Source organism: Rhizobium sp. LCM 4573, assembly GCF_001854865.1.
Classification (GTDB): domain Bacteria; phylum Pseudomonadota; class Alphaproteobacteria; order Rhizobiales; family Rhizobiaceae; genus Neorhizobium.
This window is the reverse complement of sequence record NZ_MDDW01000026.1, coordinates 485559-500776: the sequence shown is the minus strand read 5'-3', so window position 1 is coordinate 500776 and position 15218 is coordinate 485559. Positions and strand designations below refer to the sequence as shown.

Annotated in this window: 11 protein-coding genes and 2 pseudogenes; 7 read left to right on the top strand and 6 right to left on the bottom strand. The window is 59.4% G+C overall.

Going from position 1 to position 15218, the window contains the following annotated elements; all coding sequences use genetic code 11:
- Nucleotides 1-758: 758 nt before the first annotated feature.
- Nucleotides 759-1655 carry a hypothetical protein gene (locus LCM4573_RS21450; RefSeq protein WP_071008419.1) on the bottom strand — a complete coding sequence of 299 codons (897 nt, stop codon included), beginning with the start codon at nucleotides 1653-1655 and terminating at the stop codon, nucleotides 759-761.
- Between the two features lie 845 nt (nucleotides 1656-2500).
- Between LCM4573_RS21450 and LCM4573_RS21440 the strand changes: the two genes are divergently transcribed.
- The 3 genes and pseudogenes from LCM4573_RS21440 to LCM4573_RS21430 all read left to right on the top strand — a co-directional run bounded on the left by LCM4573_RS21440 (nucleotide 2501) and on the right by LCM4573_RS21430 (nucleotide 3556).
- Nucleotides 2501-2824 carry a DUF736 family protein gene (locus LCM4573_RS21440; protein ID WP_071008414.1) on the top strand — a complete coding sequence of 108 codons (324 nt, stop codon included), beginning with the start codon at nucleotides 2501-2503 and terminating at the stop codon, nucleotides 2822-2824.
- Between the two features lie 191 nt (nucleotides 2825-3015).
- A pseudogene (locus LCM4573_RS21435) lies at nucleotides 3016-3147 on the top strand (prevent-host-death family protein); the annotation flags it as partial.
- Nucleotides 3144-3556, top strand: a pseudogene (locus LCM4573_RS21430) (hypothetical protein). The pseudogenes LCM4573_RS21435 and LCM4573_RS21430, both read left to right, overlap by 4 nt.
- A gap of 26 nt (nucleotides 3557-3582) precedes the next feature.
- On the opposite strand, the gene traG reads toward LCM4573_RS21430, so the two are convergent.
- The 3 genes from traG to LCM4573_RS21415 are packed head-to-tail and all read right to left on the bottom strand — an operon-like array spanning nucleotide 3583 to nucleotide 6007.
- Complete coding sequence (traG, locus tag LCM4573_RS21425; protein ID WP_071008413.1) at nucleotides 3583-5502, bottom strand: Ti-type conjugative transfer system protein TraG; 1920 nt, start codon at nucleotides 5500-5502, stop codon at nucleotides 3583-3585.
- Nucleotides 5503-5730: a conjugal transfer protein TraD gene (locus tag LCM4573_RS21420; RefSeq protein ID WP_071008411.1), complete on the bottom strand. Its 228-nt coding sequence runs from the start codon at nucleotides 5728-5730 to the stop codon at nucleotides 5503-5505.
- Nucleotides 5720-6007: a TraC family protein gene (locus tag LCM4573_RS21415; protein ID WP_071008409.1), complete on the bottom strand. Its 288-nt coding sequence runs from the start codon at nucleotides 6005-6007 to the stop codon at nucleotides 5720-5722. The genes LCM4573_RS21420 and LCM4573_RS21415 overlap by 11 nt, the downstream gene beginning before the upstream one ends.
- Nucleotides 6008-6230: 223 nt before the next feature.
- On the opposite strand from LCM4573_RS21415, the gene traA reads away from it, so the two are divergent.
- Nucleotides 6231-10850, top strand: coding sequence for a Ti-type conjugative transfer relaxase TraA (gene traA, locus LCM4573_RS21410; protein WP_071008540.1), 4620 nt, complete (start codon nucleotides 6231-6233; stop codon nucleotides 10848-10850).
- A gap of 92 nt (nucleotides 10851-10942) precedes the next feature.
- On the opposite strand, the gene LCM4573_RS21405 is transcribed toward traA, so the two are convergent.
- On the bottom strand, nucleotides 10943-11287 hold the full coding sequence (locus tag LCM4573_RS21405) for a hypothetical protein (protein ID WP_071008408.1): 345 nt from the start codon (nucleotides 11285-11287) through the stop codon (nucleotides 10943-10945).
- Between the two features lie 299 nt (nucleotides 11288-11586).
- Between LCM4573_RS21405 and traI the strand changes: the two genes are divergently transcribed.
- From traI to LCM4573_RS21390, 3 genes are all read left to right on the top strand, one after another.
- Complete coding sequence (traI, locus tag LCM4573_RS21400) at nucleotides 11587-12270, top strand: acyl-homoserine-lactone synthase TraI (protein ID WP_083347576.1); 684 nt, start codon at nucleotides 11587-11589, stop codon at nucleotides 12268-12270.
- Nucleotides 12271-12345: 75 nt separating this feature from the next.
- Nucleotides 12346-13098 (top strand): response regulator transcription factor, encoded by a 753-nt coding sequence (locus tag LCM4573_RS21395; RefSeq protein ID WP_071008405.1) that lies wholly within the window; start codon nucleotides 12346-12348, stop codon nucleotides 13096-13098.
- A 29-nt stretch (nucleotides 13099-13127) separates the two neighbouring features.
- The gene (locus LCM4573_RS21390; RefSeq protein WP_071008404.1) at nucleotides 13128-14483 is read left to right on the top strand and encodes an amidohydrolase family protein; all 1356 of its coding nucleotides are present in this window, start codon (nucleotides 13128-13130) and stop codon (nucleotides 14481-14483) included.
- A 244-nt stretch (nucleotides 14484-14727) separates the two neighbouring features.
- On the opposite strand, the gene LCM4573_RS21385 is transcribed toward LCM4573_RS21390, so the two are convergent.
- On the bottom strand, nucleotides 14728-15207 hold the full coding sequence (locus tag LCM4573_RS21385; protein ID WP_071008402.1) for a MarR family winged helix-turn-helix transcriptional regulator: 480 nt from the start codon (nucleotides 15205-15207) through the stop codon (nucleotides 14728-14730).
- Nucleotides 15208-15218 lie beyond the last annotated feature (11 nt).

Below are 15218 nucleotides of genomic sequence, written 5' to 3'. Positions count from 1 at the left end.
ACGGGAGAGGAGAGAGCGGGTGTGCGAGTTGATTGCATCACATTAGCCAATTCAAGTGTCACCAACTGTCCCTTGCGCGCGCAGCAACACGATAGGAATTCAGCTCTTTTTCTTATTAAGGAACTGTGCTTCTGACGCACTCTGCAAGGGCCACTTGCGGCCAGTTGGCTATCAAGACTGTCGTGACTGCTTACCTGATCGACCCTGTCAAGACGGGGTCGACTGTGTCGAGGCGATCCCAGGCGAGGGATGCGCCAAATAATAGAATAGCAATAAGCGGAATCGTCAAAAGAACCGCGCCACTGTGGATACGCATGCTACAAACTCCAGCGAGCTTAGGGGTTTTGAGAGACCATGCGGCGCTCAAGTTAACGGAGGATTAATGTGTGCCAGTTCTGCACAAGATCAAAATGCCGCATGAGAACAGCGACCATGTGGGCGCGGAGATCGCCTCTTTTTTGTCTGCGTTTGTTCTCATCTTATTCGATGAGTCAATGGTGAGTGCGTCAAACGGAGGCGCCACGGGTACGAGGCGATACACGTGAAGGATTTCGCCGACTTCCGCTCCCGATGCGATCTTTGCGGCGTCCTCTATCTGAGCTTTGCTCTCAAGGGATCTGCCGAACGTGGTTTGACGCATACAGGTGTTTTTCTCGCGGAAGTCGCCGTTTTGATTGGCGTTCGACATACTTTCCCTGGTGCGTCGTTAAGAAACCCACCGCACAGGGAACGGCGGGTTCAAGTCTCAGTAAGCGAACCTAACGGGTAACGATGTAGGCTGCCTCGTCGTCGTCGCGCTGTCGCCCTCCCAAGGCAGCGGCCGCAGAAGCAATGAATGCACCGACAAGGAGCGAAAGTGCTCCAAGAAGGGCGGTTGTGGCTGCAGTTTCGCGGGCTTCATCGGCTTTCTGCTGCACAGCAACCTTGGCATCTTGAGCCTGCTTAAGAACACCATCCACCCGGGCACGTGCTTCTTCCGGCGTTATGCCGGCACGAGAAGCGACGATGGCCGCGAGATAGGCCTTGTCATCCTCTGGAACCTCCCCCCTGACGGCGCCGTTCATCAAGATGCGGGAAACCTCTGCTGTAGTCGCCGATGGATCGGTTTCAGCTCTTGCCCTTAGATCTTGAGGACGAAGAAGGGCGTCGGTGAAGTAACTGGTGCTGAGATCGGGGTTCTCACCACCTGTTGACGCAGCACCACCGGTTACAGCTGCCGTGGATGCCGCGGAGCCGAATGCCTGCACGCCATTCCCCACCAGAGAAGTGAAGGCAGAGCCGGCAAGCCCAGCGACGACTACCGTTGCGAGAGCCCAACTGAGGAATCCATGAGCGGTGTCGCGGAAGAATACTTCATCGGTATGGATTCCGGCCCATTTCGTCCGAAGGCGCCCGGTAAGATAGCCACCAAGAGCAGAAGAAAGCCACTGGACGACAACAAACCAAATGGCCGCCGTCACACCCACGGTTGCCGCGGATGCGCTTTCCCCAGACCAAGGTGAGACCATCGTTAAACCGACACCCGAACCGAGCAGAAGGAGAATCAGGGTTGTCGCTGAAGCAGCTACAGCGCCACCGATGACAGGTCCCCAGGCAAGAGCAGGGGTCGAAGACTCGACGCCAATGTCAGAGACCCCAGATTGATATAGAGGCATGCCGGCCTCCTACCGCAGGAACAAGACGAGGAGAATTACAATGGGCAATGGAATGCCTAGGAGCCAGAGTAAAATACCGCGACCCATGATGATTCCTCCGGTGCTGAAGATGAGGCGGGTGCCTCAGCGCCGACTCAACGTCAACCTTTGGAAAATGTTCCCTTGGAGCGTCACGGGGAAGTGATGGCGGGGTGAGGTGCTGACTTCGGAGCTTATTGTTCGGCCGCGCCCCGACAGCACGAAAGCCGGCCCCCTTGCGGGACCGAGCCATTCCGCGTCGATCCGCAGGATGAAGCCGTTGTCACCGCCCCGGGCGACCGCTAGCGACGTTGCCGAAAATGATGCCGTCCGCGAAACCCGCCATCAGCCCGAAGCGTATATCCGATCGCCGCGCAGCGGATCGTAAAGGGCCCGCAGCAGACCTCGCGGTGGGACGTTTGCCGAAGAATGAGCGGGGCGGAATGCCTGCGTGGGCATGCCGGTGCCCGCTGAAGAACGGCGCCGAGCAGGTGATGCAGAGCAACGCTATGGCGCCCCTGTGAGCGTGGCATGTGGCGGTAAGGGCTGCGGTCGGGTAGCCTGAAGTGCGTCGCCATCGGTCGCATCCTGTCCATTCCCTTGTTATGTCGACTTGTGGAGGGCCGCCTGCTTACTGCGGTCAACCTCGTTGGGGTACAGCCGACAAAATTTCTGGAAAATTCTTTTTAGGTTTGCCTGCGGGGACTTTCGTCCCCGGGTTTCGGCAAAAGAATTTTCCAGAAATTGTGCCGGCCTGACCGCAGCAGGACGGCCCTCTCCATCGCCGCCATCGGGAATGGACCCGATACAACCGAAGGAGAAGTACAATGGCATCCCAAATCGCAACCCTCACCACCAAGGCCGACGGCTCGATGGAAGGCGTCTTCGCAACGCTCCGGGTGAACGCCCCGATCGCCGTCCTGCCGAACGCCAACAAGTCCCGCGACGACGCTCCGGACTACCGCATCGTCAACAAGCGCACCGGTTTTGAAATCGGCGCGGGCTGGTACCGGATCTCGCCACGCACCGGCGCTGAATACCTCTCGGTGAAGCTCGAGGCCCCTGAGATCGGAGTCATCTTCGGCAACGTCGCTACAGCCCCCGGCGGAGACGAAAGCAAGAAAGTCATCCTCTGGAACGATCCGAACTGAATAGCAAGCGAGCGACCCCGAGCAGTCGGGGCCGCTTTCGCCGTCAAGCTCGTTGATCGTTGCGCGCAGTATTGGGAGGAAACACGGGGTTTGACCCCGCTTTTGCTCCTCCTGCTTTGCCGCAGTAGGCGAGAGCCGGTCTGCCATGAGGGCTCGCGCCGCTTTAAGAGCAGCAAGAACAGCAACGATTTTACCAGCGGCTGATGAAGCAGTCGGATCGGCGCACCGTTGGGACTATCGAAATGATGCCTGATGAACTGTTTGCTGAGTTTGAAAACGCCGTCGATGCCTATGCCGGCGAGGACGAGGCGGACCGATCATGAGCTACGAACTGATTCAGACCGCAAGTGTCATACGCTATCCCTACCTTTGGGCACGGGAAGCCGGACGTGGAGAGACGGAAGGACGCAAGGAGCGGCCGGTCGCCGTCGGTGTGAGAATGCCGCGGCCAGACGGTGATTGGTTCTCTTCTTCCCCATCACCACCAAGCAGCCAGAGGCGTCGCGGTTCGCCGTGGAAGTTCCGGCGATTGAAAAGCTCCGCGCCGGACTCGATACCGATCGCAGGCTTTGGATCCTCTTCGATGAGTTCAATACCGACATTGTCGGAAATTCGTTCTATCTAGAGCCTGAGCCGCCAACCGGCCGCTTCAGCAAGGCCTTCTTCCTACCGCTGCTGCGCGAATTTATCAGTCGCCGCACGTCTGCCACGGAGATCAGTCGGTTTCGCTGAGCTTGGGTTTCGCAATAGTCTTGTCGCTACTGCACCGCTTTGACGAAGCGGTTCGGCTTGGTCGTCGCATTCATCTCCTTCCGTCGGAAGTAGATCGCGCGCCCGCAGCGGATCGGAATGTGGCCTTGGACGATGATGATCTGCTCGTCCTTTCGCATTGACTGGGTGATTTCGTGGGGCATGATCAGCGGCCGGCGCTGAAAATTGATGCTCTCCGATTTGCGCGATGTGCTGTTCTTCGTGTCCCAGCCGATATTGCGGGAACGTCCCTTTACCTCCACCGTCATCTCACCGCATTGCGCCGAAACATAGCGCGCCGTGTCGAGCGCCTTGATCGCGGCAAAGCTTGCGAAGGCGCAACCATCGATCCACGACGTTGCGCCATCCTTCCCGAAATGCCGTTCCAACTGGCCCACTGACTGGTACATCAGCATCATGGAGATGCCGTACTTGCGGCCGCGATCGCGTGCCTCCTCCAGCACCCRCATATAGCCGAGCAGATCGACCTCATCCAACATGAACAGCGCCCTACGCCCGTAGCCGCCATCGGCCTGCACCATAGCGTTGATCAGCGAGCCGATGATTACGCGGCCGATGCCTGGATAGGAGCGCAGGATAGATGCCGGGAAATTGAGGAAAACGTCCTTCCTACCCGAAACGATGTCGCTCGACCTGAACGCGTTGCCGCAGACGAGCGCGGAATAGCTGTCGAGCGACAGCCACTGCGTGTCTTTGGAAGCAGTCGAATACACTCCGCTGAAGGTCTGTTCCGTCATGTTTGTGAAGACACCGAGYGTTTCGCGGATGAAGGCTGATTGGGAGTGTTCCCGAATATCGCGCAACATAGCGAGCACGGACGGCTCAGGTTCCGAGACGATCTGTCGAAGACTGCGTAAGGTCCGCCGTTCCTCATATTCCGGTGAGAGCATCACATGCGCGAGCAGCCCAGTCAGCAGATTGTGCGCCTGGTTCTGAAAGTAGGATCCGGTCGAGGATTCGAAGCGCGCACTTTCGGATAACAGCRTGTGGGCGATGCTGACAATGTCCTCCTCTTGTCTAGCCGAGGTCGCGATCCCGTCGAGCACATTGAAGCCCATGACGGGGTTTGTCGGATCGAGCACCATAACCTCGCGGTCGAGCACCTTGGTTCGGTGCTCGACCACCATCGGCGCGACCTCGGTCGAGGGATCGAGGCAGACGAGCGGACCAGTATAACGCAGCGCCGTCGGCACCACATTGCTTGTGGTCTTGTACCCGCCCGACCCAGCGAAGAAGAGCATATGGGTGGAATCGAAGTCCTGCCTGTACGTCAGTAACGGGACTTTGCCGCCTTTCCCCCATGTATCCGGATCGTTCGGATCGAACGGCAGCTCATGGACGATGTTCTTGTCGACGCGGTAGCGCTCGCCGACCACGATTTCGCCGTCCGGCGGAAACAGTTTTCCCGCCGCCGACATCGGCAGCCAGTCCGCGTCTCCAAAGGTTCCGCGCTTGGCGCGCTTTACCGGTTCGGGCACGACGGTGGAAATGCGCGCGGAGACAGCTACGGCCATAAAGCCGATGACCCCGCCGACGACAGCGACCATATCGAGATAGGACAAAGCCCGGTCCCATGACAGCACGCCGCTTTCCACGAACGGGGATAGCCGGCCGAATTCACGTAACGCGTAGAAACCGGAGACGGTCAAAAAGCATGCGAGGCTCATCATCGCAACCGGCCTTCGCCGGTGCAATGGCAACGCCCAAACGGCCAACAGGCCGGTGAGCGGTCCGCACAAAAGCGCCGGCACCGGCGATGCCCGCAGGAACCAATACGCAGTCTCGCCCGACAGGCCGGCGGCGAGCTCCGGCCAGCGGCAGTCGACCACATAGGCGGCAAAAGCAGTCACAGCGACGGGCACCAGAATGACCACTAGCGTTGGATGCGGTTTTGCTGGCCAACTCATTCAATTGCCTCCGATGCGTCGGGATTCGCCATCGACCGTGCGCGTCTTGAACGCCTCCTCGCCAATTTCGCGCATGCGCCGATATTCCGATGAGCTCGGGGTGATCTTTGCTAGTTCGAGAAAACCGCCAAGCAAAAATGCTCGGTCGGCCTTTGAAAGACCGGCCCTGACGACGATGCCGCCGAGCAGGATTTTCTCGCGGGTTCGGTGCTTGCGATCAGCTGTCATGAGAAACCTCCGTCGGCGTTCCAGTCTCGCCAACTGCTGGTCGACGCGGGGAAGCAGTTGCGCCAGCAGTTTCCTTTTTCTCCCCTTTCCGAAATCGCGCGGCGATCTCCTCGACGATGCGATCGACCTCCTCGTCAGCGATTTCCATTTCCGCCAATCCCGATTTCGTTGCCGCTCGCGCAAAGCGCTCGGCGGACTTTGCGATCATCGAACGTCTGCGCTCACGCAGCTTCTCGATTTGGGCGTCGATGTCGGTGATCGATGACTTTATGGCCATTCCGGCGTCCTTTCTCTATCGGAGCAATCTGAGCTATGGTGATTATACTATCGTATTTCTGATAGTAAAATAGGTTAAGTTGCGTTATTCCGCAAACGTTGCAGCCGAAATTCCGGCCGATTGCCGGCTTCCGGAGAAGCGGCATCTGCCCTTCGGTCCGATCGGCTTGAGGGCGCAATATACGTCGCTGTCGCGACGTGCTCGGAGATGTCTGGAGACGATCGTGGCGATCATGTTCGTCAGAGCGCAGGTGATCAGCAGGGGAGCGGGGCGAAGTATCGTCTCCGCCGCCGCCTACCGCCATCGAGCTCAGATGATGGACGAGCAGGCCGGAACCTCGTTCAGCTACCGCGGTGGCGCCTCCGAACTCGTGCATGAGGAACTGGCGCTGCCGGACGATATTCCCGCTTGGTTGCGGGCGGCGATAGACGGGCAACCGGTCGCCAAGTCGAGTGAGGCATTCTGGAACGCGGTTGATGCCTTTGAGACGCGGGCAGACGCGCAGCTTGCCCGGGAGCTGATCATCGCTTTGCCGGAAGAGCTGACACGGGCGGAGAACATTGCGTTGATGCACGAGTTCGTCCGGGACAATTTCACGTCCAAAGGCATGGTCGCTGACTGGGTGTTTCACGACAAGGACGGCAATCCGCACATCCATTTGATGACTACACTGAGGCCCATGACGGAGGAGGGCTTCGGGCCGAAGAAGGTTCCGGTGCTTGGCGAAGACGGCGAGCCGCTGCGTGTCGTCACGCCGGACAGGCCGAACGRCAAGATCGTCTACAAGCTTTGGGCCGGCGACAAGGAAACTATGAAGGCATGGAAGATCGCCTGGGCGGAAACCGCCAACCGGCATCTGGCGCGTGCCGGACATGACATCCAACTCGATGGCCGCTCCTATGTCGAGCAGGGACTCGACGGCATTGTACAGAAACATCTTGGGCCAGAAAAGGCGGCGCTCGCGCGCAAGGGCGTCGAGATGTATTTCGCACCGGCCGACCTTGCCCGCCGGCAGGAAATGGCGGACCGGCTGATCGCCGAGCCTAAGCTTCTGCTGAAGCAGCTCGGCAATGAACGCTCTACTTTCGACGAAAGGGATATCGCCAAGGCGATACATCGCTATATCGACGATCCCCTCGATTTCGCCAACGTAAGAGCACGGCTAATGGCGGCAGACGATCTGGTACTGCTGAAGCCGCAGGAGATCGATGGTGAGACCGGCAGGGCGAAGGAGCCGGCGGTCTTTACCACGCGGGAGATCCTGCGCATCGAATACGACATGGCGCGATTGGCTGAGACACTGTCGGAGCGCAAAGGCTTTGGCGTCTCTTGCGCCAAAGTCGCCGCAGCCATCCAAAGTGTCGAGACGGCTGATCCGGAAAAGCCATTCCGGCTCGATCCAGAGCAGGCCGATGCGGTTCGTCATGTCACGCGTGACAACGGCATTGCCGCTGTGGTTGGTCTGGCCGGCGCCGGCAAGTCAACGTTGCTGGCCGCAGCCCGCATTGCCTGGGAAAGCGACGGCCGACGGGTGATCGGCGCAGCCCTAGCAGGCAAGGCAGCGGAAGGGCTGGAGGACAGTTCCGGCATCACGTCGCGAACGTTGGCATCGTGGGAATTGGCCTGGGCAAATGGGCGCGAGACGCTCCAGCGAGGGGATGTGCTTGTTGTCGACGAGGCCGGGATGGTCTCTTCACCGCAGATGGCGCGCGTCCTCAAAGCCGTCGAGGACGCCGGCGCAAAAGCCGTTTTGGTCGGCGACGCGATGCAGTTGCAGCCGATCCAGGCCGGCGCGGCGTTCAGGGCAATCACTGAACGGATCGGGTTTGCGGAACTTGCCGGCGTGCGCCGCCAGCGCGATGAGTGGGCGCGTGATGCATCCCGTCTCCTCGCCCGCGGAAAGGTTGACGGGGGCCTCGATGCCTATGCGCAGCAGGGCCGCATTGTCGAGACCGAGACCCGGGCCGAAATCATCGACCGCATCGTTGCCGATTGGTCGGATGCCCGCCGTGACTTGCTTCAGAAATCCATCGCTGATGAGCAAACGCCTCGGCTTCGGGGTGACGAACTACTTGTACTCGCCCATACCAACAGAGACGTCAAACGGCTGAACGATGCGTTACGCCAAGTGGTGGCCGACGAGGGTGCGCTCAGCAATAGCCGCATCTTCGCGACCGCCCGAGGGGCAAGGGAATTTGCCGTCAGCGACCGCATCATCTTCCTAGAGAATGCTCGTTTCGTGGAGCCGCGCGCACAGCGTCTTGGCCCGCAAAATGTAAAGAACGGCATGCTCGGAACGGTTTTTTCCACCGGCGACAAACACGGTGAAGCGCTGTTGACGGTGCGCCTCGACAATGGCCGCGACGTTGTCATCAGCGAGGATAGTTATCGCAATATCGATCATGGCTATGCCGCGACCATCCACAAGTCCCAAGGCTCGACCGTCGACCGGACTTTCGTGCTTGCCACCGGCATGATGGACCAGCATCTGACCTATGTGGCAATGACCCGTCATCGCGACCGTGCCGATCTTTATGCAGCAAAGGAGGATTTTGAGCCGAGGTGGAAATGGGGGCGCAAGCCGCGCGTCGATCATGCCGCCGGCGTCACCGGAGAGCTTGTGGAAGTAGGACAAGCCAAGTTCCGGCCCGATAACGAGGATGCAGACAAGAGCCCCTATGCCGACGTGAAGACGGATGACGGAACCGTCCATCGGCTTTGGGGCGTAAGCCTGCCTAAGGCGCTCGAAGAGGGTGGCGTCTCCGAAGGCGACACGGTCACCCTTCGCAAGGACGGCGTGGAAAGGGTCAAGGTTCGGGTTCGTACTGTCGACGAGAAAACCGGCCGGAAGCACTTCGAGGAAAGAGAGGTCGATCGTAACGTCTGGACGGCCAAGCAGATCGAAACTGCCACTGCAYGCCAAGAGAGGAGCGACCGGGAAAGCCACCGGCCGGGTGTGTTCAGTGAGCTTGTCGGGCGCCTTGGACGATCCGGCGCCAAGACGACGACGCTCGACTTCGAAAGCGAGGAGGGCTATCAGGCGCGCGCCCGCGATTTCGCGCGGCGGCGCGGTATCGACACGCTCGCCGCGTCCGCAGCGAAAATAGAGGAGGATGTTTCCCGGCGGCTGGTGTGGATTGGGAAGAAGCGGGAGTTCGTGGCCAAGCTCTGGGAGCGGGCGAGCGTTGCGCTCGGCTTTGCGATCGAGCGGGAACGGCGCGTCTCCTATAACGAGGAACGAACCAAAACCCTCTCAAACGGAATCGCATCGGGTGGGAAATATCTGATCCCGCCCACCATCGCGTTCACCCGCCGTGTCGAGGAGGATGCACGTCTTGCTCACCTTTCCTCGGAGCGGTGGATTGAGCGCGAGGCGATCCTACGGCCGGTGCTGGCGAAAATCTATCGCGACCCGGATTGCGCACTGTCGGCGCTGAACGCACTGGCGTCTGATTCCGCCATAGAGCCGCGCAAGCTCGCCGAGGATCTCGGTCTTGCGCCAGACCGGCTTGCCCGACTGCGGGGATCTGTTCTTATGGTCGATGGCCGCGCCGCGCGCGACGAACGCACCGCGGCCACGGCTGCGCTGTCGGAATTGTTGCCTCTAGCGCGCGCTCATGCGACCGAGTTTCGCAGGCAGGCGAAGCGCTTTGTTATGCGCGAGCAGCAGCGGCGCACGCATATGTCATTGTCGATTCCCGCGCTTTCGAAAACGGCGATGGCGCGCCTTGTGGAGATCGAAGCCGTGCGCAAGCAGGGCGGCGACGATGCTTACAGGACGGCCTTTGCCTATGCCGTCGAAGACCGCTTGCTGGTTCAGGAGGTCAAGGCTGTCAACGAGGCGCTGACCGCGCGCTTTGGCTGGAGCGCCTTCACGGTGAAGGCGGACGCCACTGCCGAGCGCAATATGAGTGAACGCATGCCGGAGGATATTACCCCCGAACGTCGCGAGAAACTCGGCCACCTGTTTGCCGCCGTGAGGCGCTTTGCCGAGGAACAGCATCTTGTCGAGAGACGAGACGGGTCGAAGATCGTTGCCGGCGCCAGTGTCGAATTGGGTAAGGAGACGATGGTCGTGCTGCCGATGCTTGCCGCTGTGATGGAATTCAAGGCGACGGTGGCGGATGAAGCGAGGGAGCGAACGCTTGCCGCTCCTCACCACGGCCGCCACCGCGCAGCCCTTGTTGAAGCTGCAACGCGCGTCTGGCGCGATCCGGCGGACGCAGTCGGCAAAATCGAGGATCTGATCGTCAAGGGGTTTRCCGTCGAGCGGATCGCGGCGGCGGTCCGCGACGATCCCGCCGCCTATGGTGCTCTGCGCGGTTCCGACCGCATTATGGACAAGTTAATTGCCACAGGACGCGAGCGGAAAGAGGCATTGCAGGCAGTGCCAGACGTGACAAGTCGCATCCGCTCTCTAGGCCAGTCTTATGCCAGTGTCCTCGACGCGGAAACTAGAGATATCACCGAAGAGCGTCGGCGGATGGCGGTTGCGATTCCCGGTCTGTCGCAAGCCGCCGAGGAAGCGCTCAAGCGGCTGGCTGCGGAAATCAAGAAGAAGGGCGGCAAGCTCGACGTCGCCGCGAGTTCGCTCGATCCGCGTATCGCTCGAGAGTTCGCCGCAGTTAGCCACGCTCTCGATGAGCGCTTCGGCAGAAATGCCATGCTGCGCGGCGAGAAGGAGGTCATCAATCGCGTGTCGCTGGCGCAGCGCCATGCTTTCGAGGCGATGCGGGATCGGCTGCAGGTCTTGCAGCAGACGGTTCGCTTGCAGAGCAGCCAGGAGATCATTTCGGAGCGGCAGCGGCGCGTCGTCGATCGCGCCCGCGGTGTTACCCGATGAGCGTATTGAAGAAAGGGACCGGCACGATGTTCGACGCTGACTGTCTGCAGCCCAAAGACCGACAATATACGAGCGGGCTATCTTTCTCTCGACTAGTTCTGCGGATTTATGAGACGCTCTCGGATCGCGCTGAAGGGCACGTTGCCCGCGGGCCGCCATTCCACGGCTGCTTCCCGATTTGTCGTGATGGTGGCCAGAATTCCTTGCAACAATGTGCGGATGCCATAGAAGATGATGGGGTTCTGCGCTTCGACCCGAAAGTGCAGCCCTTCATCCGTCGGTCTCAGGATCGCACGTGCGTCGCCGAAGTCGAGCAAAGCATCAGCGCCCGTGGCGCCGAAACAGCGGCAATAATTGCGGTAACGGGTGCAGACCTTCACCGCGAAGGAGTCCGGATGCGGGATCGGCACGAAAGCTTCAGCGATGTGCTTGTGCATCGAAATCGTCGCCTCCAATTCGCGCCCATCACCGCCTCGACTTTGGGAACCGGGGCCGGCTCTGCGCCTCGTTGCTGCTGGTTCACCTCTATTTTGGCGCCTCCGAATGCCCTGCCGAAGGGAGCCGAACACACTAGCGCGGGGTTGTCCAGCAGCGGTTCGCTCGGCGCCGAACAACTCATAATTGCGACACTCCTGCACGCTTCAGTCGAGAATTCGACTATTAACTCTACTAGTCGCCCGAGCGCCAAAACTCGTGTCCATTAGCCTGCTAACGAGATTTCCTGGGAGGCTTGGTGATGGAGATATTGGCTGTACCGGCTGCGGCACGCGAAGAATTCGCTGACCTGATCGATTCGATGCACCGTCTGCGTGCCTGTGTCTTTGGCAACAGACTGGGTTGGGACGTAGACATCAGGGATGGTCGTGAAGTCGATGCCTACGATCAATTCAATCCAACCTATATCCTAGCCGTCTCCGCCACACGCTCCGTGGCGGGTTGCGCGAGGCTTCTGCCAGCCACCGGGCCGACAATGCTCGCCAATACCTTCCCGCAGTTGCTCTCAACGTGCGATTTGGACGCTCATTCCGGCATGGTCGAAAGCTCGCGCTTTTGTGTCGACACCTCGCTGGGCGAGGGCAGATCACGGGGGCTCCTCCACAGGACGACGCTGATGATGTTCGCGGGCATCATAGAGTGGTCGATGACGAATGGTTATCACGAGATCGTCACAGCGACGGACCTGCGTTTCGAGCGCATTTTGAAACGCGCCGGGTGGCCGATGCAGCGCCTCGGCACGCCGTGCCCTATTGGCAATACTATGGCTGTTGCCGGGACTCTACCTGCGGATGCCGGAAGTTTTAATCGGCTTCGGGCCGCTGCTTTAGGACCAGATTCCTCCGCCGCGACCCAATTGCTTGGTGTGACAGAGAGGCGAGGCGGAATGGCGTCGCTACCCGGTCGAGCGAACGCTATCGGGTAGGAACACAGAAGACGGCGCAAGAACTCGCTTGGGATCGAACCAAAACAGACAGGAGTTAGAGGGGGGAAGAGGTCTTTGAATTCAACGCCGCCCGAGATCCTGATTGGCTCAACCGACGCAGATTATTATTTGCTGCTCGTCCACATCCTGGAAGCTGAGGGGTATCGGATTATTCTCAGTTCCGGGGTCGAGGAGACCATACATCTCGCAAGCGAGAACGATGTCAGAGCGATCCTCCTTGATTGCCGATCTGGAGAAGATTGGACTTCTGTAGCTTGTGTAAAACTCAAGCAGGACCCACGGACATTTGGGATCACCACGATCGGCTTGATTGGACCGGGTGCCGAAAGCCGGTTTATTGATCTGCTTAAGGCCGGCGTTGACGAGAACTTTGTGAGACCGGTCGCTCCTTCAAAATTGCTTGGCTTCCTACGCGACCAAATTTTGTATCCGCTGGGCTCAGAATCAGTGGCAGCCGACAGATATATTCTCGCTTACGCAGGCATTGAACTGAACATCAACAGGCATAGCATCAAGCGTTTTGGCATCAATATTAGACTCGGGCCGATCCAATTCCGGCTGCTGCAGTTCCTGATGGAGAACCGTGAGCAGACGTGCAGCCGCGCACAACTGATCGAGGCTGGATGGCCCGAGCAACGTTTCGTCGACCCAAAAACGGTTAATGTCCACATCGGTCGATTGCGCAAGGCACTAAACGTCGGCGACGGTGCTGATGTGATCCGGACAGTGCGTTCGTCCGGCTACATGCTGGACGCCTCCAAACAGGAGCAATCGCCTCCAGCCGCGGACGACCCACCCAACAGTTAGAGCCGCATCTGCCGCAAGGAGCAGGTAAGATGGATATCGTCATCCGAAATGGCAGCCTCATCACCGGGGATGGCAAGACCTTTCATAAACAATCGGCCGTTTACGTCCGGCAAGGACGGATCGCGGGTGTTGACACCGGAGAGGCTGCCGCAGGCACTGAAATCGCGGCGCGAGAAACCATCGATGCAGCCGGCGGCACCGTAATACCCGGCATTATCAATGCACATGCACATGGATGTATTCGGGGGCCGTCCATGCCGAGCGGCTCTGAGCCATTTGAAGGCGATGATATTTCCTATTTCCGAAACCGTCATCTTCTTGAGGGGACAACGACCCTTCTCAACGTTTGCGGATTGGCAACGCCTGACGAAGTCCAGGTTGCTGAGGCAGAGCCTTGTGCCATGGATATCCGCGTCTCCACGGCGCACACTCCAAACAACATCCAAGCGGCGCTTGTGGTCGACGGCAAAGGGCTGTCGATGCGGCATCTGAGCGCGACGATCGATGAAATGCTTGCTGCCGGCGCAGTCGCACTGGGGGAGGCAGGCGGCGGCCAGACATTGGGTGGCGGCGCGCAGGAATACAGATTCATCCCGCAAGCGATCTATCGGGAGCTCGGGCTCGAGGTGACGCCGGCTGGCGCGCGGCGCTTGAAGAACGCCGTCCTTGGTCGCTTTCTTGATCCGGCGGACGGCGTATCCGACTTAAGGCTGGAGAAAGAACTGGAGCATTGCGGTCTTTCCGGCGTCATCGGCGCGGATTGTATTCGCGATATTATTACGCGATCCGTAATGCCATCGGTTGGACTCTCACTTGCCGGCTTCGATGAAATCGCTCGCGAAGCCGAGCGGGTCGGCTATCCCGCCATTTTCCACAACGCGGCGCCCTCTGCGAAACGTTTGATCGCTTCTGTCGAGAAGCATCCGCAAGCGTGCCTCGTGGCCGGCCACAGCAATCACCCGAGTTTCCTCCCGGACGAGGCAGTCGCGATTGCCCAGGACCTGAGGAGAAAGGGGGCCGTTATAGATGTCTCAACTTTGGACTGCATCGAGACGTGCTGGCGCAATGATCCGGCCAACCTGGACGCACTGATCGAAGGGGGCTGTGTTGATACGATTTCAACCGATTTTGCGGGCGGGCACTGGGATGGAATTCTCGAGGCACTCCAGCGTATGGTCAGAAAGAAGCAATTATCCGCTGCGGCGGCCGTAGCGCTTGCAACGGGGAATGTCGCACGCGTCTTTCCTCAAATGGCTGGCGACCGAGGTCTGATTGAGGAAGGCAAGCGTGCCGATCTGATCGTTGTCGACCAAGTTAATCTGAGCCGAGTTAGGCATGTCGTGATTGCAGGTCGCATCGTCGTCAGGAATGGCCGACTGGTCTGATAGCGCCACACCATCGCGCTCGATAGCTGCCGTTGGTGCCGGCCTGCAACTCGTTTCAGGGTCGAAAATCCGTTTGCGTGAAATTGGCCGCAGCCGTGTCTCCGACCGGATTGGGGCGCGTTGTCGACTGGCAGCACGGCGCCGGGAGCAAGGAGCAGTCCGTCAACTTTTGGGAAAATACTATCAATGAGCGGCCGGTCTGTTCGTGGCAAGTTGCTACCCTGGCCGTCTATCAGTTCAACGACTAAACGGCCTCCGGCTCGTCGTTCACAGCATCGGCGAACCTGCGCATGAGGCGTACGAGTTCATCGACGTCGTGCTGGTCCCAAGATTTAAAGACCGAGCGAGCGAGCCTCTCTCGCGCTGCGTCGATCTTGTCGGTCATCGCCTTGCCCTTCGTCGTGACGACGACCTCATTGACCCGTTTGTCTGTGGAACTCTGCCTGCGCTCGACTAAATCGAGACTTTCCAGCTTGGTTACCTGACGGCTGACGGTGCTGTAATCGCGCCCCGTTCCTTCAGCAAGTTCAACTATACCGATCGGGCCACGTCGCTCGATTCCCACCAGCAGCGGAAACAGCGCCCGGTCGAGCGCGATTCCGGCCTCTCTTACCATCTGCTCGTCGCGCTGGGGACGGTTCATCAGAGTAACGATATCGATCAGCGCATTATGGAGTTCGCGTATTTGGTGACTTTCGATATGTGTATTTTTCACATTCTTCATTGACGGCTTCC

What these genes read in the sequence shown, in the direction of transcription:
- LCM4573_RS21450 (WP_071008419.1), bottom strand. Translation starts at nt 1,655, where the DNA reads ATGCCTCTATATCAATCTGGGGTCTCTGACATTGGCGTCGAGTCTTCG.
- LCM4573_RS21390 (WP_071008404.1), top strand. Translation starts at nt 13,128, where the DNA reads ATGGATATCGTCATCCGAAATGGCAGCCTCATCACCGGGGATGGCAAG.
- LCM4573_RS21405 (WP_071008408.1), bottom strand. Translation starts at nt 11,287, where the DNA reads ATGCACAAGCACATCGCTGAAGCTTTCGTGCCGATCCCGCATCCGGAC.
- LCM4573_RS21415 (WP_071008409.1), bottom strand. Translation starts at nt 6,007, where the DNA reads ATGGCCATAAAGTCATCGATCACCGACATCGACGCCCAAATCGAGAAG.
- LCM4573_RS21440 (WP_071008414.1), top strand. Translation starts at nt 2,501, where the DNA reads ATGGCATCCCAAATCGCAACCCTCACCACCAAGGCCGACGGCTCGATG.
- traI (WP_083347576.1), top strand. Translation starts at nt 11,587, where the DNA reads ATGGAGATATTGGCTGTACCGGCTGCGGCACGCGAAGAATTCGCTGAC.
- LCM4573_RS21420 (WP_071008411.1), bottom strand. Translation starts at nt 5,730, where the DNA reads ATGACAGCTGATCGCAAGCACCGAACCCGCGAGAAAATCCTGCTCGGC.
- LCM4573_RS21385 (WP_071008402.1), bottom strand. Translation starts at nt 15,207, where the DNA reads ATGAAGAATGTGAAAAATACACATATCGAAAGTCACCAAATACGCGAA.